Below are 24,303 nucleotides of genomic sequence, written 5' to 3' on the forward strand. Positions count from 1 at the left end.
TCCTCCTATAAATACGGACTAAAACCCGAACATTATTTCATTAATAGCTCATGATGCTCCAGTAGTAATGATACCATAGATTATCCCATTTTAGCTAGTTATTTCGAATGGAACTACGGGATAATTAGTTTTATATCGAAATAAATAGAACTTTATTGGATATAAATATAAAAATAGTTCGCTTTTCGGTTGCTTTTTAATTCCGAACTTGTTACACTTATTCTTGCTGGGTGTTCGGCCTAGCAAAATAAAGTAATGAGGTGTTGTTATGTCATCAACAGTAGTAGTTGGTAGCCAATGGGGCGACGAAGGTAAAGGAAAGATCACGGATTTTCTAAGTGAGAAGGCTGATGTCATTGCCCGCTACCAAGGTGGTGACAACGCCGGTCATACGATTGTTTTCAATGGTCAAACGTTTAAACTGCGGCTGATTCCCTCAGGAATCTTCTACGCCGACAAGACCAGTGTTATTGGTAACGGTGTTGTTTTGAACCCCCAATCACTGGTTCAAGAACTCGAATACCTGCACGAAAACGGCGTATCTACGGATAATCTCCGGATTTCCGACCGAGCTCACGTGATTCTGCCTTACCACATCTTGCTGGATCAAGCGCAAGAGAAGATGAAGGAAAATAAAATTGGGACGACCAACAAGGGTATCGGCCCTGCCTACATGGATAAGGCCGAACGTATCGGTATCCGGGTGGCTGACCTGCTCGATCACGATATCTTCGCCGACAAGCTCCGCCAAAACTTAATTGAAAAGAACAACGTCTTAACGAAACTCTATAATGAAGAACCGTTAGACTTTAATGAAATTTTTGAAAAATATTATGCTCTCGGTCAACAAATCAAAGGCCACGTGACCGATACGTCCGTTGTCATCAACGACGCGTTAGACGCCGGCAAGAACGTGCTGTTTGAAGGCGCTCAAGGGGTCATGTTAGATATCGATCACGGAACGTATCCCTTCGTCACGTCTTCAAACCCAGTTGCTGGTGGGGTAACCATCGGTGCTGGTGTGGGCCCAACCAAGATCGACCACGTTGTCGGTGTCTGCAAGGCTTACACATCTCGGGTCGGCGATGGCCCATTCCCAACTGAATTATTTGATGAGATTGGTGATACCATCCGCGAAACCGGCCACGAATACGGGACTGTGACCAAGCGTCCTCGTCGAATTGGCTGGTTCGACAGCGTTGTTCTTCGCCACGCCAAGCGTGTTTCCGGTCTGACTAGTCTGTCCTTGAACTGCCTGGACGTCCTGACTGGCTTGAAGACTGTCAAAATTTGCAAGGCCTATGAACTCAACGGCGAAACTATCTATCATTACCCAGCTAGTCTGGTTGATCTGGACGCTTGCCAACCCATTTACGATAAACTTCCAGGATGGACCGAAGACATCACCAATTGCCATTCCGTAGAAGACCTGCCCGTTAACGCACAGAACTACGTCAAGCGCTTGGCTGAATTGGTCGGCGTTGACATTGCGACCCTTTCCGTCGGTCCCGACCGCGAACAAACGAATATTTTACAAGACGTCTGGAACGCCTAATTCACGAACAAGGAGTGACCTTACATGCATCCTGCCGAAGTATTTGATTACGAAGATATCCAATTAATTCCCAACAAATGTATTATTGAAAGCCGTCACGAGGCCGATACCAGTATTGAATTTGGCCCCCACCGCTTCAAGATTCCCGTGGTCCCTGCCAACATGGAAACCGTCATTAACGAACCACTAGCCATTTGGCTTGCGCAAAACGACTACTTCTACGTCATGCACCGTTTCCAACCCCAGGAACGCCGGGGGTTCGTCGAACGGATGCACGAAAAATCACTGTTTGCTTCCATTAGTGTCGGCGTCAAGGCTGATGAACACGCCTTTATCGACGAACTGGCGGCTGCTGATTTAGTGCCCGAATACATCACAATCGATATTGCCCACGGTCACAGTGACGCCGTCATTCGGATGATCAAGCAGATCAAGGACAAGCTCCCTGATAGCTTCGTTATTGCCGGCAACGTGGGGACGCCCGAAGCCGTCCGTGAACTCGAGAATGCTGGTGCTGATGCTACCAAGGTCGGCATCGGTCCCGGTAAGGCCTGCATCACCAAGCTCAAGACTGGCTTTGGGACCGGGGGCTGGCAACTAGCCGCCCTTCGGCTCTGTGCCAAGGCTGCTCGGAAGCCGATCATTGCTGATGGCGGAATTCGTTACAACGGTGATATCGCCAAGTCCGTTCGTTTCGGCGCTAGCATGGTCATGATTGGTTCAATGCTCGCCGGACACCAACAATCACCTGGTAGCCTGCTGACCATCGACGGTCGGACCTTCAAACAATACTGGGGTTCCGCATCCGAAAAGCAAAAGGGTGCCTACCGAAACGTCGAAGGCAAGCAGATGTTAGTCCCATTCCGTGGCGACATCGCTGACACACTTAATGCGATGCAAGAAGACCTCCAGTCCTCAATCTCCTACGCCGGTGGCCGTAACTTACTGGACATTCGGACCGTGGACTACGTCATCGTCAAGAGTTCCATCATGAACGGCGATAGCTACTAGTCATCGTCGTGTCTCACTTAACCCAGTGCCCCATTGAAATACTCTAAAATCACACACAAAGCTACCCCTGAAGACCAGCATCTAACTGATTTTCAGGGGTAGCGTTTATAGTAGCCATTGTTGTTATTGACGATACATTACAATCCTCATGACCATCAGCGACAAATGCTAGCCGAAGGCGGCCAGAGATGGAACCAGCCGTGCAAATGGTGTTAGGGCGGGTGCTTGGTTCTTCCCGTTCTTACACTATGGGACGCGCTTGGAAACTCGCGATTTTGGCGAAGTTTCAAGTCGAGGTTCAAGACCGCTCTTTGGCTTGGACCGGTCCCCACAGCAGGTGGAATCTCTGGCAGCCATAGGCGGCACTTTTAGCCAATTGGATCGCAGGTGGTAAGTCTATCGAACCACTAATACTGATACCGGCGAGTACTTCGCCATGTAAGCCGCTTGGCTACCGAAGTGGCGACTGACACCCTTCTTTGCCAACGACCCCACAATCAACAGGTCCGGGTCCACCGCCGGAATTACATCCTTAACGATGGTCTCGCCGGGTTCACCCTCAGCCACCATCATGCGGACGTCCGCGACACCAGCCTCCCGCGCCTGCTTCTTGTATTCCCGCACATGTTCTTCCAGGTCAGCATACTCACCATGGATAAAGTCCGTGTCCAACGTCTGATAAATATTCATCTGTTGGTTCTCCAATACCGAGACAATCACCAATTCCGCGTCATCGCGTTTTGCTAAATAAATGGCGTAATCAAATGCTAACAGCGCGTCCTTGGAATCATCGACACCAACTAGAATTCGTTTAAACGTGGTTGCCATCAGCCATCCCTCCCTCAAATCAATTTCACGACTAACTCTCTTATCGCCGCTAGTGTACGCGCATTTACCATTAAGTGACTCATTTTAGGGATATCGTTGCGGGGCATCATCACCACTAGTCATGAAAAAAGCCGCTATACCGGGTGTTACCGGTATAGCGACTTCGATAATTCAACTTATTAGCGGATCACTAACACTGAGATTGGCGCGTATTTTGCCATATAGGCGGCCTGACTCCCAAAATGACGCCGGACGCCCTTCTTGGACTCGGACCCCACAATTAACAGATCCGGCTTCACGTGAGGAATCACGTCCTTGACGATGGTTTCACCGGGATCACCCTCGGCGACGACCATTCGTACCCGGGCGACGCCAGCATCGAAAGCCCGCTGTTGATACGTGGCAACGTGTTCTTCCAATTCACGGTGCTCACCATGAACATAATCGGAGTCCAATGCCTGATAGACATTCATATCGTCACTTTCCAATACGGAAACGATGATCAATTCCGCATCGTCTCGCTTCGCCTGATGCGTCGCATAGTTAAAGGCTAACAGCGCATCTGCGGAGTCATCGACCCCAACTAAAATCCGTTCAAACGTTTTTGCCATGAGTTAGTCCTCCTTGTGTAGTGGCTGAGCATCGGTAGCGGCTTCAAGGGCCATCCGCTTGGCACTGCGATGTAGCTCCCAAACGGTCCAAGCCAGCAATGCAATGATTGCCAGGTTCAGCGCCCAAGCAATCACATTGGCCATAGTCGTCTGACTAGCAGATGGCGTATTGCCAAAGAAAGCCACGATTGAAGCGGGCATGTTGTACAGGTTTAAGCCGGTCAGCAAAAGTACTGAGAACCAGCCCAGTCCCTTGATCCACCAGGAGTTCTTGAACCGCTTACCCATTTCCAACTTACTATCCGTCATCATCAACAACGGGAGCATTGAGAATGGCAAGGCAAACGCCAGGAAGACTTGCGAATTGTTCATCAAGTCATTAAGTGCCGTGTGTTCGTCAATGGCACTCTTGCCACTGGTCAACATGACACAGATCAACACTGGAATAACGGAAATCAACCGGGTAACCAGTCGCCGTAACCACAGTGGCATCCGCATGTGGACGAACCCTTCCATGATAACTTGACCGGTTAAGGTCCCGGTAATCGTGGAGTTTTGCCCAGAAGCCAGTAAAGCAACCGCAAACAAAGTGGAAAGCACACCCGTCTTGGCAACACCAGCCAGCAAACCATTACTCATGGTGTTAGTGTCAGACAATGCTTGGAACAGCCCGAAGAAGGAAGGATCCTTGACGGCACCGCTCTTGAAGACGGCAACCCCCATGATTAGGAGTAAAGCGTTGACGAAGAAAGCCAGTGTCAGTTGAATGTTAGAATCCAAGCTGGCGAACTTCACTGTCCGAGCAACGTCATTTTCATCCTTGTGGTTGATCTGCCGCGTTTGTGAAATCGCGGAGTGCAGGTAGAGGTTATGTGGCATAACCGTCGCCCCAATGATACCCAAGGCCCCACTAATTGGCGTTTGACCACCAACTGTTGGTGAGGATGAAATCGTCTTAACGTTAGGAACTAACCCAGCAAAGACCCCCGCCCAGTCAGGCTTGGATAAAGCCACTTGATAGGCGAAGACTAACAGAATCACCAGAATCAAGCACACAACAATTGCTTCGATTTTCCGAAATCCAATCTTGGTCAACAACAATAATAGCAAGACATCAAATACGGTGATAAACACTGAAATGACCAATGGAATGTGGAATAACAGGTACAAGGCAATCGCTGCCCCGATGACTTCGGCAATATCCGTCGCCATGATAGCAAACTCGGTCATGATCCAGAGCACGATTCCGAGTGATTTACTCGTACGTGCCCGAATCGCCTGCGCCAAGTCCATTTGACTCACGATACCAAGTTTAGCCGCCATGTATTGTAATAACATCGCGATCAAACTTGAGATCAAGATGATGGACATCAGCAGGTATTGGAAGTTTTGCCCACCGGTAATCGACGTGGACCAGTTTCCGGGATCCATGTATCCCACCGCAACCAGTGCGCCAGGCCCCGAATACATGAACAACGCCTTCCAAAAACTAATATTCTTAGGAACAGCCACAGTACCGTTTATTTCTTCCAATGAACGGCCGTTGGCATATTCGATCAACTTGTGCTTTTTAACAGTGTCACTCATGTTAAAAGCCTCCTCCTTAAAATTTCCAACGGGTTCATTGTAACGTAAAAGTTAACCTTTGCAAATACTTTTTTAGGTCACCTTAACTTTAATATAAAGATATATTAAGATAATAGTATGGTTATTAAGCGGTTTCATTCCCAGTCAGTCCCCATTTTCCAGATTCACAAGTTAACCTAATCGTTCAACAAATATTTTTTGGGCGTCCCAAACAACGCACCACTTAAATGCCCATTATCCGGCGTTTTGTCTATAAAATAAAGTGAACTTTCATTACCCATTTGTCATGACGACTAGAAAAAGTTGCGTCCACACCACAGAAGCCTTAAAATTTTATTTGGAGAATATATTTTTTAGGGATACTTAACTATTTTAACTTTACCAGGGAGCTGATTGGATGTTGAACCATCGAAATACCTACATAAAGATCATTGCCGAGTGTAACTTTGCCCGGCCACGTGTCAGCAATAAACAAATCATTCACTTTGCCAACGTCTCACCCGCCACCGTGACCGAAATGACCCGTTCACTAGAACACGCCGGTCTCGTCAACCGGCGGCGCTATACCGGCGTCACCCTCACGCCAACTGGTGAACAGCTTGCTTGCCAGCTTCTACGCCATTACCGGCTCTGTGAGACCTTTCTGGTACAAAAGCTTCATCTACCACTGATTGCGGTCCCAGGTCAGGCTTGGGGCATGGCGGCCGACTTGACCGCTGAGACGGCGCTGGCCCTCAATCACTACTTGGGCGCGCCACAGCACAGTCCATTTGGCGGTAGCCTCAACCCTACTCAGATACTTGATGATTCCCCCATCACGCGGCTAAGCGCCGTCAGCGTGCCAACAATCGTGGTTCTCACCAGCTACTTGGAGTCAGCCGCGCTGGTCGACTACCTGCAGCATCTGGGCCTTCCCTTTGGCGTACCCCTTCAGGTCACCAAGGTCGATGCCAGCCTCAACCTGCTTTACTTAGAAGATGCTCAACAGCAAGAATACACGCTCAACGACCAGGCCGCGGACTACATCTACACGAAAAAGGCGTGAGCTAACTTGCTCACGCCTTCCAGAGGATACGATTCAATTATTATTGACGCATTGCCTACCCGCGACGTCTAGTCGTTCACGGGTGGCCCACACATGTGGCAACACGTTAATGATACAATTTACTTAAAATTCAAATAACACCGACCTGATACGACAGGATTGACTACTACCAGTACCACTATCATCGACTATTAGATGACCAGATGAGAACGCCAAGTGAGTCTTCGTAACCAACCAAGTGTTCAAGTTGCGCTACTATCTCAGCCGGAGGATGGCAGGGATGGCGCCAACCGTGACGACGTTGTTAGACCGGGCGCTTGGTTCTCCCCGGACTTACAGCGTGGGACGTGTTTGGAAACTCACCCGCAATTTGGTGAGGTTTCAAACCGAGCCGGAAGCCAGTTTTTCGGCTGCAGGCGGTCCCCACAGTGGCAGAATCCCTGACAGCCGCAGGCGACCATAGCGCAACTTGTCGCTTAGGCACCTTGGCCTTCGCGTGCTTGCGTCGCAACGGTTGCGGCAGTGGCGCTGCTGTCATCAGATGATGGCAGACGCTTCAACCCAACACCAGTGAACCCACTGAGGATGGAGAAGACGGGTGATAGAAGACTGAAGAAACAGAATGGCAGGTATGCCAGCGTGGAAACACCCAGCGTGTTAGCGGCGAAGACGGCGGCAACCCCCCATGGAACCAAGTAGTTGATCACAGTCCCACCATCTTCAAGAACCCGGCTCAAGGCCAAGTTGTCCAAGCCACGGTCGTTAAAGGTTTGCTTGAAGGCTTTCCCAGGTAAGATAACAGAGAGGTACTGTTCCCCAACGAACACGTTCACACCGATTCCGGAAAGGATAGCGGCGGTGACCACGGAGCCCGTATTCTTCAGGCGTTGAGCCAATGGCACCATTACCGTTTGAATGATGTTAAACTTCATCAACAGACCACCTAAGGTCAGTGTCAAGATAATCAGTGAAACCGTAGACATCATGGCGCTAATCCCACCACGAGAGAGTAAAGCGTCAACACTGGCATTACCAGTCTTAGAAACGAAACCAGATTCGATCATCGTGGCAACACTGCTCAATGACGTTGATGGCTTTTCGATGAATAACATGACGATCCCTAGCCCAACATTTAACAGTAACGTGGCAATCGCTGGGACCTTCCGCCATGCGCAGACGAACATGACAACGATTGGTAAAGCAGCCCACCAAGTGATAGAAAAGTTAGCGCTCAAAGTTGCAATAGTCTTGTTAATCTTGCCCATTGCGTTAGCATCGGATGAACCCGTCCCTAAGATGAAGTACAGCACCAAGGAAACCAGGAAGGCAGGAATCGTGGACCACATTAAGTTCTTGATATGAGCGAACAATTCGGATTCGGCAATGGCAGAAGCCAAGTTGGTCGAGTCGGACAGTGGTGACGTCTTATCACCGAAGATCGCACCGGAGATGATGGCCCCAGCAACTAATGCGGGGTTAAAGCCCATCGTGGTTCCCATCCCGAACAGGGCAATCCCAATCGTGGAGATAATGGTAAAGGCACTCCCGATGGACGTCCCAACAATAGCACAAACTAAGAAAACGGATGGTACAAACCACTGTGCTGAAATCAAATGGAACCCGAAGACCATCATGGATGGAATAATCCCAGCGGCGATCCAAACACTGATCAACGCCCCAATCAGGATGAAAATAAAGATTGGAATAATCCCGGTCTTAATACCTTCGATAATTCCGTTATGAATATCATCCCATTCGGCCCCACGAATCTTGGCCCACAGGATAACTAAGGCGATAACCAGTAACACCGGCGTCATTGGTGATAAGCCAAATTTGATAACGCCTAAACCCATAATCAGTAACATTGCTAACAGAATAATCATTGCTTCGCCAAAACTAACTGGCTTCCATGCTCGCTTGTTTTGTTCTTTCATAGAAATCGCTCCTCTTTGTTTATGCCTAGTTTATGTATAAAAAAATCGCCCCCGCTGCAATCAACATTGCAACAGGGACGATTTAGACTTCAACCGTGGTACCACCCAGCTTGAGCCACTGGTTCTAGACCCAGTAACTCCACTCACTAGATGGTAACGGCTCTAGTTATTATCCGCCTGCCGGAGCAGGACATTCCACTGTATTTCGTCGTAATCACCCTGATCGGTTCGCAGCAACCACCGACTTTCTGACACACAGATGACACGCTACTTGGTAATGGAAATTAGCGTTCGTTGTTTGATTGATTTGATAATAGCACGATGAGAAAGTGTCGTCAACCTCTAATCAAAAATTTATTTTAGTGAGGTTGGGTATTCCAACATCCCGCCAACATGAGCTAACGCCCCAGCCGTCAACGGTTTGATAAGGTGACTGCCCATCGGTACTGCCAAACTATTATGAATTGAAAAATCTTCTGCCATCACATAGCCACGGCCACCAAAGAAGTTCATATCCCCTACCACGCTGACGGCCGCAAAGCCAGCCAGCCGAGCGCGAGCTTCCAATTCACTTAAGAGTTGACTACCAATAGCTTGGCCCTGCCACTCCGGCGCAACGACCAGTGAAGCCAGCCCAAGAATCGTAGTCGTGTGGCGGTTACCACGAATCGTCACGGGGCTCAATAGACCGTGGCCCACGACCGTGTCAATCTCTGGCTTAGCCACAACTTCTAGGCTTGGTTGATAATCGTAGGTCGTCCGTAGCCGGTGAATCAGATTTCCCTCGGTACCGGCACTGGCTTGAGCGGGTGTGAACGCCGCCGCAACCAATTGGTCTACCTGTTTAAAATCTTCCGGTTGAATGGTTTCAAAACTCAAATTCAATTCGTCTACCTCTCATTTCCAAAGCGGTCTGCAACAATACTGTGTTATTATACACGACTCACCATTAAATGCGAAATTTTCGTTTGGTATTGATGGTTTTGTTTACTGAAATTTAACTAACCTGGTTAGGAGCATGTGCCTGCGGCTGCCAGGGATTCCACCTGCTGTGGGGACGACCTCCTCCGGCTAAGTATGCTCTTAACCAAGTTATGAATTTCAATCACTCGCTCTCAAGTATCTCTCCACTTTGAAAAGCCTTGCGAGAACTATTTTCTATATAACAGTCATCTAAATACCTACTAGTGAAGCTAGCTGTTTGAACTCTCACTAACTTATCACCGAAAATAACTTGAAATCTATCCCATAACCCCGTAAACTAAACGCAATCATTCAAGAATCGAGCTGAATCTTATGACGTCCAAACAGCGTTGGGCTGGCCTCTCCGTATTAATCTACGTAGCTTTTGTCCTCATCGCGATCTTTACCGGCTTCATCGCTCCTAGTCAGGTTGGCCTGGAGTGGACGATCTTCTGGTACTTTACCGTGGCCGGGCTTTGTTATTACTTTTACTTTAAAAACGTCAGTTACCGTGAAGTTATTTATTACGCCAAAAAACTAGGCTATCACAAGGATGACCTAGTCTCGATGGTATCTAAATTAAAGGAAACTCAGGATGTGCCCGATCCGGACCATCCCCGTATCTTCAGTCCCTTTGCGAAAGTCCCCCTCACCGTCGTCAACCAGTTGACTGACCAGCTAGAGGTGCTCGCTAAGGATCAGAACATTCCACCCTACCGTTAATTACTTACGGCTAGAGTACGTCTGCGATTTCTTGAGCCAGGCTTCATCGGCTGGATCTGGACCCACGCGTTTGCCGGCATCCAGGTCGCTAATCGCCCGCATCTCATCCTCATCCAGGCCAAAGGCAAAGACATCGCGGTTCTGTTGAATCCGTGCCTCATGAATGGACTTAGGAATCACAATCTCTTCGCGTTGAATGTGCCAGCGCAAAATGATCTGGGCGGCGCTCACATCGTGGGCCGCGGCCAATTCATTGATAACGGGGTCAGTCAACGCATTGTTGTTGCCCCCACCCAATGGACTCCAGGCTTCGTGCAGGATACCTTGCGTTTCCAGGTAGGCGTGCAGATCATCTTCCTGGAAGTACGGGTGCGTTTCAATCTGGTCGACGACAGGCTTGACTGTGGCCGTTTCCATTAACTTCTCAAGTTGTGCTTGATTAAAGTTGGAAACCCCGATGTTCTTGATCTTGCCAGCCTTGTACAGGTCTTCCATGGCCCGCCAACTTTCAGCGTAGCCGGGAGCTGGCCAGTGAATCAGGAACATGTCGAGATAGTCGAATCCCAACTTGTCCAACGTCTCCTGGAAGGCCTGCTTCGTTTCGTCGTAGCCACGGACGCTGTTCCAAAGTTTGGAAGTGACGAAAATATCCTCACGCTTCACATCACTCTCGCGAATCGCTGCGCCGACCCACTGCTCGTTACCGTAGTAAGCCGCCGTATCAATGTGCCGGTAGCCGGCTGCCAAGGCCCACTTGACCGCGTTCTTCGTGTCTTCGGCGTTGTCGACTTGGAAAACACCCAGGCCGAGTTGAGGAATCCGGTTGCCATTATTTAGAGGTAATTCAGGAATGTCATTATGCAAAATAAAAACCACCTTTCAAACTTAGTTCCACTACCATCATACAATATGCTGGCAGTTTTCGCGGTAAGAAAGCTGGATAAAAAGTAAAATTTAGGGCTAAAATTTTCTTCTGCGCCCGTTTTGCGTTACTATGGAAGGTGTGGTAGTTTGTCGTTACGGCGGCAAACTTGTTTTTTCACACCGTTTCTGACATGGAGGTTTTTCAGTTGAACAACCAAGAACCAAAATCACGCGTACAACGGTATAATTTTAATCAAGATCCTAATCGCCCCATGCGTCAACGGCCTCGTAAGCCGCGGCGCTGGTGGCCCTGGGTTATGACGTTATTAACGTTGGCCATCGCTATCCTGTTGGTCTTAGGTATCACTCACCATAACAATTCCGCATCCAATACCGTCTCGTCATCGAGCAACAGTGCCTCACTCGTAGCTAAGGCATCGTCCGTTTCCGAGCAGTCCGCCTACGAAAGTTTCAAAGACAAGTACGATGGCTACAATGATAACGGTCTTACCGTTTCGCAAAAACAAAAGCTACAAAATGTTATCAACGATGAATCGAATAGTGCCGTCCAAGCACGCGAACAAAAACTGCTCAACCAAGCGCAGACTAAGTCGTCTAACGCTAGCAACACGAGCACGTCGAGTTCATCAGCAAGTAACCAGAACCCGACATCGTTTGATTCCGTGCACACCTTCTCTTCCGTTGCGGACGCCCAAAGTTGGGCCCAAGCTTCTAAGAACCAATGGTTGCAGGCGGGCTACACGACCTATACGATTACATCAGACGGTCAGGGAAACTACAATTTACAGTTTGTCCGTTAAACGCGGCGCTCACAGGAGCGTTCGCGTTTTTTTGTGCCTACAATCGCGGGTTCTAACTCGCATGACAGTGGTCTAGCGCTGCTTGTGGCGTGACGTTGTGTCAAGTTGGTGCTGTAAGTCATCGACCTTAGTCGTCAACGCCTCAATCTTTAGCAACAACTGGTCGAGATCGGCTTGTTCGTGGTTCTCCTGACTGGCCGCCACTTGCTGGCCCCTAGTCGTGAAGAACCCGCTAATGGTACTGGTCAGTAACCCGATGAACCCGACCCCGCCAATCATCAAGACGCTAGCAATGATTTTGCCAATGGCCGTGTGGGGCGTCTCATCCCCATACCCCACCGTGGTAGCCGTTGTGATGGCCCACCACAGGGCATTGGCCAGGCTTTGTTTCTCCGTCAGCGAGAAGAGAAAGGCACTAACGACGATAATGGTCACACTGAAGGAAAACAAATAAATGAAGCCGGTCTTATAAATAAACTGATGATAGGCCCGTGTCCATTTGCTATTGAGTCTTAGTCGCCAGAACAAGTGGTGGTAACGAATCAGCCGGACTAATCGACCCAATCGAAAGAACGCAAACACCGGGTGAAGGGGAATGATGCCCAGCAGATCAAATGCCGACTGGATGAGAAAGATTTTACGATTCTTAGCCAGCACTAGCCGGGCAACATAGTCAACGGCAAACACCACCAACAGGCCATTAATGATTGCTATCTCAATGGTGACTTTACCCACGCCCATTAACAGCAGGAGGACCGTCCCAACTGAAATCATCGTCAACAGCGTGACCCCCACGTGATAAGCGATTAGTTGTGGTTTTCGTTTGGCCATACCTTTCCCCTCCCCATTACAATTACAATTACAGACTAATATAGGCGCTTCTTCTAGAATTACCAGCCACACGAACGAGATTTAACTAGTTTGCTAGTTTCTATATGCAACCTTAATAATTGGTCACCTGCATGTTCTACGATTGTCACCACGCAAAAAATGGCGATCACCCTGATTTAGCGGTAATCACCATCTCCAATTTTGCGCAATTATTCAGTGATACTCTCTGGTTCTTGCACTTGTTGCAAGAAGGCTGGCACCAAGGCTTCATAGAAGTCGATGGCCTGCAAGTACTCCTTGATGGAAATGTACTCGTCAATCTGATGGGACGTGTTGCTCCCAGGACCAATTTCAATACTGGTAAAATCGGCCTTGGCCCGCAAAAATTCAGCCCCATCGTTGGCGCCACCGGAACCGACGACCTGCGTATCGTGACCGCAAACTTTATCGCTAATCTGCTTGGCCAGTTGAACTAGCGGTGCCTGAGGATCGCCTGGAATTGCCTCTTCTGGGAAGCTATAGCTGAGGTCGAGTTGTACGCCTTCCTCTGCATTCAACTGTGCAATCAGTCCCGCCAGCTCATCGTAGATGACTTGGTTGGGATAAGCAGGAATCGTCCGCATGTTTGCCATCAATTCCGCATGAGCGGGAATCGAGTTAATTTGCTCGCCCCCGGAGATCAGGTCCACATTGTGTAAGAGGCCACCCAAGACGGAATCAGTCTGGGTGTGCTTGGCCATCAGTGGGCCCACAGCATTGTAAAATTTCATCAAATTATCAATGGCGTTGATGCCATTCTCCGGTTGCGCACTGTGGACCCCTTTCCCGGTAGAAACAACCTTGTAGTCAATGACGCCCCGCGCCGTGTAAACCACGTTGTCTAAGCCGCTGGGTTCGGCAATGACCAGTCCGGCCAGGTGGTCTGCGTAGCCTTCATCCGTCAGCTGGGCCGCGCCATACTCACCCGTCTCTTCGCCGACCGTAGCCAACAGCCGAATACTCCCAGGAAGCTGCGTCCCCTGCTCCAAGAACTCCAGCATGGTAATCACAATTGCCGCAAGCCCACTCTTCATGTCGGAAGCACCCCGGCCAAAGAGCTGGTCGCCTACCACTTCACCGGCAAATGGCGCGTGCGTCCATGCGGATTCGTCTCCGGCAGCAACGACGTCCATGTGCCCGGAAAGTCCCAATTGGGGCCCCTCGTGACCGATAGTGACGACCAGATTGTCGCGACCGTTGGCGTAAGTTACTTTCTCGATCTTCGCTTGGGGATACGGTGCAAACAGGCTCGCGATATAGTCTGCTACCTGGGCCTCGTAGTTGTTTACTGAAGGAATCTGAATCAAATGCTGTAAAATGGCAATCTTTGCTTGAGGAGTCATCCGCGTCAATCCTTTCGTCGTTTCGTTAAGTTGTTATTAGCATACGCCCTTTCGTGCAAAAATTAAGCTATTTTTGCAATTATATTAGTTATATTCTATTTATTCGTATTTTTATACATTATTCATGAATATTCGCGACTGACGTATGACTGCGGTATAATGAAGAGTGTTAGATATATCTAGGAGGGATTTCATGCGAATCGTTGTGCCAACCGAAGAAAATGGCTACTTAGCCGATGAATTTAGTAAGTACGCCACGGGAGATGACGTCTATGGCGGGCAACCCGTCAAATCATTCCCCATCAAGCTTCATAAGATACCGAAGAAGACTCAAACGCTAGCGCTGAACCTCATTGATTTCGATGCCGTTCCCGTTAGTGGCTTCCCCTGGATTCACTGGGTCGCCGCTAACTTCCCTGGAACGACACGCGAGATTCCAATGGACGTCTCCCGGACCAACGCCATTCCTCACGTTCACGGTCGTAACAGTAATGGCGGGTCCTTAGTTGGAAACACTGATCCCGCCATCTATCAGAATTACACGGGGCCGTTTCCACCAAATGAGGATCATGACTACAGTCTGACCGTCTACGCATTAAATACCAAACTCGACTTGGCCGATGGCTTCTGGTTAAATGACCTCCTCCATCAAATCAATGGCCACGTCCTCGACACCGCCACTATCACCTTACGTGGTCGCGTCTAGACAACTCAGTTCAAAGAAGAAGGCTAATTATGGGACAACAATACCAACAGATCTTAGTGCCCGTGGACGGCTCCATTCAAGCGGAACTGGCCCTAAAAAAGGCAGTGACCGTGGCCCAACGCAACCACGCCCACATTGATCTGCTCAACGTCTTGCGGATCAACCACTATGGCTTCTACGCCAGCGGTTCCATGCCGGGCAGCGTGATTCATGAATTGGCAACGGACGCGACCTCTTACCTGACTTCGCTGGTCGAAACGACCAAAGCCGCTACCGGCTTTACCGACCTCGACATTCACGTACGGTTCGGTAATCCCAAGACCGTCATCGCTCATGAATTTATCCGCGATCACCAGAATGACTTGATCATGCTGGGGGCCACCGGGATGAGTGCCGTGGCCCGGATGGTTGAAGGGTCCGTGACCGCTTACGTCAGCCGGATGGCCGATGTAGATGTCATGGTCATTCGGACCGATGAGGCGGGCAACCCCGTTGATACCAAGCAGGTTGCCGTTAAGAACCAAGATCAGCCGAAACTCTAATTGCATATTTTACAAATGATTGTATAAAAGGATGGTGCCTCCCCAAATTTTTTTGGAGAGACACCATCCTTTTTGCATCACTATCTTTCAATTTGCATTTTATAGGTGTTTTCGATACCACAACGCCCCATAGCTCACTGCACAGACAACGCTGGCTGCTAATCCAATCCAACCACCTGGTACGTGATAGCTGATCACGACTCGGTTCTGCCCCGGCGTCAGCGGTACCGCCATCATGTCACCGAATACGGTGCGTGGTTTGACCGCCCGCTCATTCACGGTGATCCGCCACCCACGTTCCTGTGGCAGACTCAGGTAGCCCCAGCGCTTGTTAGGCGTGGCCGCGATGGTTCCTTGGTAGTTGGTCCGTAAATGCCCACGGTGCTGCCGTAGCCGCAGTGCATGGGTACTAACGGCCTGATGGACCGCTGCCATGCGACTTGCCGGCAAAGTTGCCACCGCTAGGACCTTCGGCGTTGGTCGATTGCTGGCGTATTTAATCGTCAGCGCCTCGCCTTGCCGGTACTCACCTAAATTAATCATGCTGGTGTTCCCGTTCGTCTGCATCTTCGGTGCTACATTATGGTCGTTGACACTCATCGTGGAATACTTGCTGGCACTAGTCGGATCAAAGAGATAGATCCGGCCGGTGGCTTGGGGGGTCACGTGCCAAACATGATTATAGACGAAATTGGTGGGATGATTGTTGATTCGCCAAATGGCCTTGACCTGATCATGACCAGCCGTCACCGGCACAAAGTAAGCGTGCTGACTTGGCCGCAGTGCCTGCAGAATACTCTCCTGATTGGTCAGCGCATTGGCCGTCAGCTTCACCTTGAGCAGCTGTGAACTCACCGCAAAACCCATTCCGCTGTAACTGCCCACACGAACATTATCGTTTTTCGTTAACTTATTTCGCACACCGAAGAGCATCTCGGTAACCGGGGTGAAGCCCTGATTACTGAGGCGTCGGGCATCTCGTGTGTAGAGCCCGAGTTGTTTGGCCATGGTCATTGTGTTGGCCGGGGTCGTCGAACTGTACGCACCGGTCCCATTGTACCCCAGCCACATCGCATCATTATAAGGATTGTAATGGTGCTGAAATCCCGGTGCCACGGTCGGCGCATCGTTACGAATACGATATAGCTTCGATGTCGCAGTCACTGGTTGGAGGCGCTGGACGGATTGATTGTAAGCCTTGGCGTAGCGCTGTTGACTCCCGTAATCGATACCAACCAGCGCAAAGCTAAAGTTGACAAACAGTTCAATAACGACAACCACGCCCAACCAGACAGGCGGCACGGCTTTCAACCATAAGAGTCCGGCTGTCACTGCTAAAATAGCGAGGCTCGTCCATACAGCCGCCCAATTAATTGGCTGAAGACTAGCGTAATAACCAGACTGCGTCCACGTTTGCATCAGTGGAATCATCCAGCTCCCCAGTAACATCAGGATTCCTAGAATCAACGGTGTGGCCCACCGCCAGCGACGAGACAACTGTGATAACCCCGCCTGCCAAGCACTGCTGGCAATCAGAATCAGGACGAAGCTAAAGAAGAAGCTATTCCGAAACGGATAGCCGGAGGGGGGCGTCATCAAGTGCCAGACCGTGTTGAACCCCCGCAACCACATACCTAGAAATAGGAATAAAAGGAGCACGGCCGCCCGAACCTTAGCGCGCGTTTTAATTTGTGGCAAACCGAAGTACGCAATCGCTAGCAAGATCACTAACGACGATGAGAAAATCGCCGGGCCATGGCTCAGCCGTTGCAGGTAGTCACCCGCGCCCACACCTAGTTGATTAAAGAATTCGAGCCCAAACATCGGAACTAAGTGAAAGTTGCCAGCTTGACCCTGTGTTTTGGGCGTCGCTAGCATCCCGAGAACAGTTGGCAGAAGAATCACTAACGTCGTCCCGACACTCAGCAAGGATGCCCCAATGAAGCGATAACAAATACGGCGTTTCGCCTGGAGCCATTCCCATACCGACTGACCAGCCGGCCACTCTGCGGTCAACATGTACACGAAGTACGCCACGATAAACAGGCAGGTCATGTACCCCAGATAGTAGTCCGTCAGAACGCTAACCAACAGCCACCCAAAGTAGCCGCCAGTACGTCCGGTAATCACGAGGCGGTCAATCCCCCAAGCAACCAGTGGCAGAAAGATTAAGGCGTCCAACCACATTAGGTTAAAAAAGTTCAGGGCAACAAATCCGCTGAATGCAAATGCCAACCCAAAAGCACCGGTAAAGAGCTGCTGCGTTCGCCAGTGTTCCTGTAAGTAAAACGTCATAGTCCCAGCGATTGTCGCAATCTTTAGCATGATAATCACGGCCATAGCAATCGGAATCTGACTCGCCTTAAAGAAGACCAGCATTAGATTGAATGGACTTAATAAATAGTACGCAATCGTTGGCACCCAACTAGTTCCTAGGGCCTGATGAAAGTTAAATAGGTCCCAGGCGTGACCATGAATCAATCGTGTAAAGTCCGTAAAAAAAGGAATGTACTGCGTTCCCAAATCGCCAATCAACAGGTTGCAATCACCAAAAGGCGTCACCCCACGAATCGCAAACAAACTGGCCACTAAAATCAGCGCAATGATCCCGGTCAAAACGGGATTGCGCCAGTGGTTAAACCGCAATCTTTCTCGTCGCATTTTTCTAAGATCTCCCCGAATTCAAACTACGCCGTCGCAAGCCCTGCTAAAGCTGTCCCCTGATAACCTGTACTGGGCTCGCTTGCATCGTATCCGCTACCCAAATCCAACCGGGTAGCTGTCTTAATTTTCATTGTACCATTTACCAGTTAATAATTGGGCCCTCCAAAATGTAAATTTCGCTTGCAAAATTAAATTAATATCACACAAGAATGGATCAAGCATCCCCTTAAGGACGCTTGATCCACAGTCATCTATTTACGCCAAAAGGTCTCGCAATCAGCCTTGTCAGCAATGTTAAAGGCAATAATCTGGTGGAGCAAGTCATAGTCGACCGGTTGCGTCCACTTGATGCGGCCAAATTTCTTGCCGGGATTATAGTGGGCGGCAGCAATCTGATCAGCGAACTGTGTCATGACCGGTCCCTCTGGCGCGAAGGCCATGTGCGACTTGGCAACGCTAAACCCAATAATGAACGTGCCGTGGTCAGTAAACATCGGCTGATTCCACGCATACCGCTGTTCCAGCTGTGGGAAGGACGTCTGTACCCAGTTCAAAACCTCACGGACGCGGGCCTGGTGTTCAGCGTCCTCAATTTTAGCGAGATAGTCTTCAAATTCTGCAATCATCATGTCACCCCTAATTGGTTTGATTATGTCTCAATCAGTATAGCATTTTTTAACGATTGGCGGCGGTTCTCCCCATTGCTTCGCTATTGTGAAAATTATATTGACCTTTACACAACCTGTACAGAATCACTATCAAAACAATATCCGTGTCCGGTAGACTTAACTCACTTGGATAAATAAAAAGAGGGTGCCCTCTCAGGAACACCCTCATTTTAAACGTGATTTAATTATTTCGTAGCGTGTGCGGTTTCTGGTTCACCAGCCTTGGCACGTAACGTAGCTTCGATCTCTTCCAGGGAACGGTTCCGCGTTTCGAAGACCTTGGCGTGAACAAACCAGATAGCGAACAAGCAAAGCACACCGTAACCGATGAACAAGCTCCCAGTACCGAAGAAGTCCAGTAAGGATGGGAACGTCAAGGAAACGACCATGTTAGCACCCCAGTTGATAACACTGGAGAAGGAGTTCCCTAACCCACGAATGTTCAATGGGAAGACTTCACCAATCATAACCCACATAACAGGACCCCAAGTTGCGGAGAAGAAGGCAATGTAGATAGTCAAGGCGATAACGGAGATGATGGCAGCGGCATGAGACCCACCGGAGAACTTCATCCCGAAACTCATAACGAACAGTGAAACAGCCATCCCAATGGCCCCGTAGATCAACATCTTCTTACGGTCAACTTTATCCATGATCATAACGGCCACGGCAGTAACGATAACGTTGAAGATCCCAATCCCAATGTGGGCAAGTAAGGCAGCGTTGACCCCGAAACCAACATCAGTAAAGATGGTTGGTGCGTAGTACAACACGGTGTTGCAACCCATAACTTGTTGGAAAATAGCTAAGCCTAACCCAATGATGAGTGAAGGACGAACCATCTTACTAAAGAGTTCGGTCCAGCCACCACTGACGATTTTGGCTTGTTCTTGAATTTGCGTAAGTTCTCTGTCAACGGCCTTGGTATCATGCTTGTTCATGGTATCCAAGACTTCACGAGCGGTGTCAATATGACCCATCTTGACTAAGAAACGTGGACTTTCTGGTAAGACCAACCCACCTAAGAACAACAGTGCGGCTGGAATAGCAGCGAACCCTAACATCCAACGCCAGCCAGTGTACATGCCAGCGAAGGAGTAGTTGGTGATGTAGGCAAACAGGATACCAGTCATAACCATCAACTGGAACAGACTGGACATAGTCCCCCGCTTATCGGCAGGTGACAATTCAGCCAAGTACGTTGGAATCAAAGCAGAGGCAGCACCAACGGCCATCCCTAAGATGATCCGTGAAACAATCAGCGTCCAGAACTCTGGTGAGAACGCAGACCCTAAAGCCCCAACGAAGAAGATAATAGCAGATAGCAGTAAGAGCTTCCGCCGACCAAAACGGTCAGAAGATGGTCCAATGATTGCGGCACCCAACACGGCACCCAACAGTACGGCACTTACAACCCAGCCTTGTTGCCAAGAACCCAAGTGCATTTGTTTCTGAATAAAGAGAATAGCTCCTGAAATTACCCCGGTATCATACCCAAAGAGAAGTCCCCCAAGGGCACCGAAGAAGTAAACGAAACCAGTCGAAACCTTTCGCATTAATATTACTTCCTTTTCACGGTTTCCGCCGCCAGAATTATGCAATATGTAAGTTGGTAGTTTGCTCGTTGGTTGATTGCGGCAACCAACTACGTTACCTATGATAGCACTTACATTATATTTTTGAAAGCGTTTACCGGAAAAATCTAAATTATTTACACTCACCGCCAGTCACCGTGAAAATCACTGTGCAGTTTCCATTTCACTGGTTAAACGATTCATTCCCTATCACCCACTGTGCTCGATTGCCCATCAGCCAACGATTAGCCTAACAATTCAGGCCTTTACAAGTCCTGTACACAATGGTTGTTAAAAATACACACAGGTCGGTTAAGCTAATCCTAACGCTTCAACGAAAAAGAAAGCTCCCCCATTCAAAAGAGAAGCTTTCTCACCTTTCACCATCGCCTTTAGCCTGCTGATTTCAAACCTTAGCGTGCCACAATCAATGAACTTTCTTGATCATCAGGATCATCCCAGCACCGACTAAACACATCACACCGGCCATTGGGAAGATCATCCGGTAACCAGAGAATCCGATTACCATGGAAGCCATAATTGGACCGAAGACCTGACCCAATGAGTTCGCCAAGTTAACGATACCCAAGTCCTTCGCAGCACTATTGGGGTTCGGCAGCACCGTGACGTTCAGCGCCTGGTCAACCGAGTTGTACATCCCCATCGCAGCCCCACTTAGGCCCGCGTAGACGAACATGGTCCAAGGTGCCGGATCGATGGCTGGGATCGCAACCCCAATCCCCATGGCAACCGTCGACAGGGCTACCAACAACTTCAAGCTGTGGAACTTATCGGCCAGTGGTCCCCCAATTACCGCGAAGGATACCCCCGCAACCAAGAGGATCATCGACATGATCGACAAGTTACTCGTGGCACTTGCCGAAGAGAGTTTCATGTAATCGGTAAAAATGTACAGTTGATACCCGGTGATGATAAATTGCGCCGAAACGAACAGCAATTTACCAACAACCGCTAAGTAAAAGTCGCGCACATCCCCGTGAATCGGGAAGGAGAATGCTTCGACGAGTTCGGACCCATGTAGCTTGGGTACCCGCTCGCCTTTGTTACTGCCGTCACCAACTAACAACAGGCCAATAATCGTAAAGATGATTTCGAAGACCATGAAGATGTAAATCCCACTGTTAACGTTGGTAATATAGTGCGATGCAATCATCGTCCCTACTGGTGTCCCGATGTTCATCCCCACACCGTAGAAGGCGGAGATGGACCCCCGGTACTTCTTTGGTGCTTTATCCGCGATAAACGCGACCAATGGTGCCACCATCATATTCAAGGCGACTTGGAACAGCGACCAGTTGATAATGATTCCCGGCACCGTTGTGACCTTCGTCAAGAAGTAAAAACAGATCAGCGTACTGAGCATCCCGAGGAAGATCCACGGATTCCGTTTCCCCCAGCGACTGACCGTTCTGTCGGACAACGCCCCTTCAATGATATTGGCAATCGTGGCGACAATCATCGCAATCGTTGCCAGCAAGGCCACAATCTGAACCTTTTCGTTTGGTGCAATCTGCTGAATCTTAGCTGGTAGTAAGGTCGAGTTGACCCCTAAGTAAGGAACCAGCCACCCTAACAGTCCGAATAGAATCCCAAAACCCAAGCGATATGGGAATTTGCCTTTAGGCGCCACTTGCTTTTCGTTTTCCATGATAATCCTCCTCATAAGGAAAATGCCATGTATCCAACCGTAATTTGCGTATACAAAAAGATTCTTACTAGAAATATCATCTCAAATTGCCCTTCCTAGTAAGAATCCACGTCACAACACCCGATTCGTGTCGTTTTAGAATATGAATACTCGAATTATTCTATTCTCGGTTTATTCTTGCCACAGCGCTGCATCCGCATCTTTACCTGATACGAATGGTCCTGGAACAGTTGAAACCCCACGATGGTTACCAAAGTAATCCTCGTTGAAGATGATGTCATCACCGTTTGGCTTTTCATAGCGTTGCTCTGGCTCGAAGGCCTCACCCAAGGTGTCGGTCGTAATCACACCCTCGTAGTAGTCGCCAATCAGGTCATACAGGTTCGTCTTCAGGGCAACCTTGTCACCATCTTCGACCAATTCAACAGAAACTTTGTCGCTGGTATTAACCAGGTTATCAGTTTCCTTCTTCCAAGCCTTAGCACCGTTGAAGTAAACATTTCCGGCAGCCCAGACTGGTAAATGACCATAATGTGCACTCATCAAGTCATTCATGTCAGTTTCCTTGGCAAACGTCCCGTTGACATTCTTGAATTGCGCATACCATTCATCGTAGGTTGGATACTCATCGAAACCATTGGTCCCCACTTGTTCCGTATCTTCATGTTCACGATCAACAACCGTTTCCTCTTCTGGCTTTTCAACTGGCCAGTTCTGAACGAAGATGTTGTTGTAGAAACGGTCGTCCCCATGGAGAATCGTCATGAACCCAGCAACTTCAGTCCGGTGTTGAATGTGATAAGGCGTAAACCGCGGTTGGTTCTTGCCGTCTACAGTGAAGTCCGTGTTGGCCCCAATAGAGGTGATTGACCCCAACATCAGGTTGTGCACGCAGGCGACACCCTGTGTTGCCAGCCGCAATGATGCCTTAGACAACAGCAAGTTATTATCGATCAAAGTTGGCCCATGACCAACTTCAACGAAGATGTCTTGGCTTTGCATGGCCCCGACAATCCGTTCCGCTGTGCCAGTTGGTGCATAGTTGTGATCCAACAGGTTTTGGGTGATTCGGGTTCCTTGTGCTTCCCAGTCGGTCCAAATACCCATCGTGCAATCGTTGATGTGGTTGCGACGGATAATGACGTCGATAGCAGCGTGCATCTTGATTCCGGCGATTTCAGCACCAGCTAATTCTTGCATGTTGTTGATGTCGTGAATGTGGTTGTCTTCAATAATACTGAAGACCCCACCCTGACGACCGACGATTCCGTCTTGTTCACAGTGGTGAATGTTGTTACGACGGATAATGTGATGCCCAATATTTTCCTTTAACCACCCATGGTATTGACCGCGGCAAACCGCGTCCCGTTCCATTTGAGTTGGGCTCTTCACATGTTTGTAAGTGAAGTATTGATTATTAACTGGATCTTCGTACTTCCCTAAGGAAATGCCGGCACACCGACTGTGGCTGATGTCACAGTCTTCAATGATCCAGCCACGAGACCAGTGTGGGCCAATCATCCCATCTTGATAAGATGCAGGCGGCGCCCAAGTCGTGGCCGCTTTATTAACGTTAAAGCCGCTAACCGTAATGTTATTGATTCCCGTCTCTTGTGGCATGAAGACTTCACGCCGAACGTTGATTTCAACCGTTTCTTTGTTAGGATTCTTGCCTTGGAAGTTGGCATAGATGACCGTTTCATTCCGGCCGGTATCCTGTTCGGTATACCACTTGTAAACGGAGTTCTTCCGTTCCCAGGAGCGGCCATAAACCTTCGCTTCAATACAATCTTCCAACGATGTCGTTTCGTAGAATTGACGATCATTCATGTAGACCGCACCGGTATGCTTGTTCACCGGTCCGAAATACCAGTCACCCATAACGAATTCAGTATACGGATTATACGAACCGAATAGCCCGTTGTTGATCCGTGCGACCCAAACGTTGCCTTGGTATTGTTGCCAATTCTTTACGGCTTCAGCACCAGTGATGATGGCCTTTAAGGGTTCAACACTACGGTAGGTGATCCGGTCATCATCGATCCCCCCATTCTTAGGGTTAACGTATTCCCGATAGGTTCCGGGGAAGACGAGCACCTTATCACCGGGTTGAGCAACCTGAGCGGCGTCATTAATTTGCTTGAACGGCGCTTTCTTGGTCCCGTTACCATCATGGACTGCCTTTGCATCAACATAAATTTTCACGATTGAATGCCTCCTCAATATTAAGTATGTACATGGACATCAATAATATCTATCACGCAATTAGTTGCTGGCCAGCTGTCTAAATTGCGTTTAAGTGAAGCGCTTACATTTATTAGTGTA

General features: G+C 49.1%; 20 protein-coding genes. 7 read left to right on the forward strand and 13 right to left on the reverse strand.

Features of this window, described 5'->3' with window-relative positions:
* The first annotated feature begins 268 nt into the window (after positions 1-268).
* Positions 269-1,555: an adenylosuccinate synthase gene (locus ACEPSU_RS11440; protein ID WP_395321753.1), complete on the forward strand. Its 1,287-nt coding sequence runs from the start codon at positions 269-271 to the stop codon at positions 1,553-1,555.
* Positions 1,556-1,579: 24 nt separating this feature from the next.
* A complete protein-coding gene (locus ACEPSU_RS11445; RefSeq protein WP_020089451.1) occupies positions 1,580-2,566 on the forward strand; it encodes a GMP reductase in 987 nt (328 codons plus the stop codon).
* Between the two features lie 396 nt (positions 2,567-2,962).
* Here ACEPSU_RS11445 and ACEPSU_RS11450 read toward each other — a convergent pair whose 3' ends face one another.
* The 3 genes from ACEPSU_RS11450 to ACEPSU_RS11460 form a co-directional block, all read right to left on the reverse strand.
* The gene (locus tag ACEPSU_RS11450) at positions 2,963-3,394 is read right to left on the reverse strand and encodes a universal stress protein (protein WP_020089452.1); all 432 of its coding nucleotides are present in this window, start codon (positions 3,392-3,394) and stop codon (positions 2,963-2,965) included.
* A gap of 179 nt (positions 3,395-3,573) precedes the next feature.
* Positions 3,574-4,005 carry a universal stress protein gene (locus ACEPSU_RS11455; RefSeq protein WP_020089453.1) on the reverse strand — a complete coding sequence of 144 codons (432 nt, stop codon included), beginning with the start codon at positions 4,003-4,005 and terminating at the stop codon, positions 3,574-3,576.
* Between the two features lie 3 nt (positions 4,006-4,008).
* Positions 4,009-5,592: an Nramp family divalent metal transporter gene (locus tag ACEPSU_RS11460; protein ID WP_395321756.1), complete on the reverse strand. Its 1,584-nt coding sequence runs from the start codon at positions 5,590-5,592 to the stop codon at positions 4,009-4,011.
* A 397-nt stretch (positions 5,593-5,989) separates the two neighbouring features.
* Between ACEPSU_RS11460 and ACEPSU_RS11465 the strand changes: the two genes are divergently transcribed.
* Positions 5,990-6,637 carry a metal-dependent transcriptional regulator gene (locus ACEPSU_RS11465; RefSeq protein WP_395321758.1) on the forward strand — a complete coding sequence of 216 codons (648 nt, stop codon included), beginning with the start codon at positions 5,990-5,992 and terminating at the stop codon, positions 6,635-6,637.
* A 476-nt stretch (positions 6,638-7,113) separates the two neighbouring features.
* Here ACEPSU_RS11465 and nhaC read toward each other — a convergent pair whose 3' ends face one another.
* Positions 7,114-8,571, reverse strand: coding sequence for a Na+/H+ antiporter NhaC (nhaC, locus tag ACEPSU_RS11470; RefSeq protein ID WP_395321760.1), 1,458 nt, complete (start codon positions 8,569-8,571; stop codon positions 7,114-7,116).
* 354 nt (positions 8,572-8,925) lie between these two features.
* The gene (locus ACEPSU_RS11475; protein WP_395321762.1) at positions 8,926-9,456 is read right to left on the reverse strand and encodes a GNAT family N-acetyltransferase; all 531 of its coding nucleotides are present in this window, start codon (positions 9,454-9,456) and stop codon (positions 8,926-8,928) included.
* Positions 9,457-9,867: 411 nt separating this feature from the next.
* Between ACEPSU_RS11475 and ACEPSU_RS11480 the strand changes: the two genes are divergently transcribed.
* The gene (locus ACEPSU_RS11480; protein ID WP_020089458.1) at positions 9,868-10,257 is read left to right on the forward strand and encodes a hypothetical protein; all 390 of its coding nucleotides are present in this window, start codon (positions 9,868-9,870) and stop codon (positions 10,255-10,257) included.
* On the opposite strand, the gene ACEPSU_RS11485 is transcribed toward ACEPSU_RS11480, so the two are convergent.
* On the reverse strand, positions 10,258-11,121 hold the full coding sequence (locus tag ACEPSU_RS11485) for an aldo/keto reductase (protein ID WP_020089459.1): 864 nt from the start codon (positions 11,119-11,121) through the stop codon (positions 10,258-10,260).
* Between the two features lie 206 nt (positions 11,122-11,327).
* Here ACEPSU_RS11485 and ACEPSU_RS11490 point away from each other — a divergent pair, with 206 nt between their 5' ends.
* Positions 11,328-11,942, forward strand: coding sequence for a hypothetical protein (locus tag ACEPSU_RS11490; protein WP_020089460.1), 615 nt, complete (start codon positions 11,328-11,330; stop codon positions 11,940-11,942).
* A 72-nt stretch (positions 11,943-12,014) separates the two neighbouring features.
* Here the strand turns inward: ACEPSU_RS11490 and ACEPSU_RS11495 are convergent, their stop codons facing one another.
* Together ACEPSU_RS11495 and ACEPSU_RS11500 are read right to left on the reverse strand one after the other, a co-directional pair.
* The gene (locus ACEPSU_RS11495) at positions 12,015-12,773 is read right to left on the reverse strand and encodes a potassium channel family protein (RefSeq protein WP_395321765.1); all 759 of its coding nucleotides are present in this window, start codon (positions 12,771-12,773) and stop codon (positions 12,015-12,017) included.
* 209 nt (positions 12,774-12,982) lie between these two features.
* Complete coding sequence (locus ACEPSU_RS11500) at positions 12,983-14,155, reverse strand: ArgE/DapE family deacylase (RefSeq protein ID WP_395321767.1); 1,173 nt, start codon at positions 14,153-14,155, stop codon at positions 12,983-12,985.
* A gap of 193 nt (positions 14,156-14,348) precedes the next feature.
* Here ACEPSU_RS11500 and ACEPSU_RS11505 point away from each other — a divergent pair, with 193 nt between their 5' ends.
* Together ACEPSU_RS11505 and ACEPSU_RS11510 are read left to right on the forward strand one after the other, a co-directional pair.
* A complete protein-coding gene (locus ACEPSU_RS11505; RefSeq protein WP_020089463.1) occupies positions 14,349-14,861 on the forward strand; it encodes a YbhB/YbcL family Raf kinase inhibitor-like protein in 513 nt (170 codons plus the stop codon).
* Positions 14,862-14,890: 29 nt separating this feature from the next.
* Positions 14,891-15,403 (forward strand): universal stress protein, encoded by a 513-nt coding sequence (locus ACEPSU_RS11510; RefSeq protein WP_395321769.1) that lies wholly within the window; start codon positions 14,891-14,893, stop codon positions 15,401-15,403.
* A gap of 99 nt (positions 15,404-15,502) precedes the next feature.
* On the opposite strand, the gene ACEPSU_RS11515 is transcribed toward ACEPSU_RS11510, so the two are convergent.
* The 5 genes from ACEPSU_RS11515 to ACEPSU_RS11535 form a co-directional block, all read right to left on the reverse strand.
* A complete protein-coding gene (locus ACEPSU_RS11515) occupies positions 15,503-18,064 on the reverse strand; it encodes a YfhO family protein (RefSeq protein WP_395321771.1) in 2,562 nt (853 codons plus the stop codon).
* Positions 18,065-18,318: 254 nt separating this feature from the next.
* Positions 18,319-18,693 carry an iron chaperone gene (locus tag ACEPSU_RS11520; RefSeq protein ID WP_020089466.1) on the reverse strand — a complete coding sequence of 125 codons (375 nt, stop codon included), beginning with the start codon at positions 18,691-18,693 and terminating at the stop codon, positions 18,319-18,321.
* Positions 18,694-18,920: 227 nt separating this feature from the next.
* Positions 18,921-20,291 carry a sugar porter family MFS transporter gene (locus ACEPSU_RS11525; RefSeq protein WP_020089467.1) on the reverse strand — a complete coding sequence of 457 codons (1,371 nt, stop codon included), beginning with the start codon at positions 20,289-20,291 and terminating at the stop codon, positions 18,921-18,923.
* A gap of 445 nt (positions 20,292-20,736) precedes the next feature.
* Entirely contained in the window at positions 20,737-21,978 is a 1,242-nt protein-coding gene (locus ACEPSU_RS11530; protein ID WP_395321774.1) for an MFS transporter, read from the reverse strand.
* A 171-nt stretch (positions 21,979-22,149) separates the two neighbouring features.
* Positions 22,150-24,183, reverse strand: a complete 2,034-nt coding sequence (locus tag ACEPSU_RS11535) for a right-handed parallel beta-helix repeat-containing protein (protein ID WP_395323412.1) — start codon at positions 24,181-24,183, stop codon at positions 22,150-22,152.
* Positions 24,184-24,303: the final 120 nt, after the last annotated feature.

The sequence above is a fragment of the Levilactobacillus parabrevis genome, from assembly GCF_044051715.1.
Classification (GTDB): domain Bacteria; phylum Bacillota; class Bacilli; order Lactobacillales; family Lactobacillaceae; genus Levilactobacillus; species Levilactobacillus parabrevis.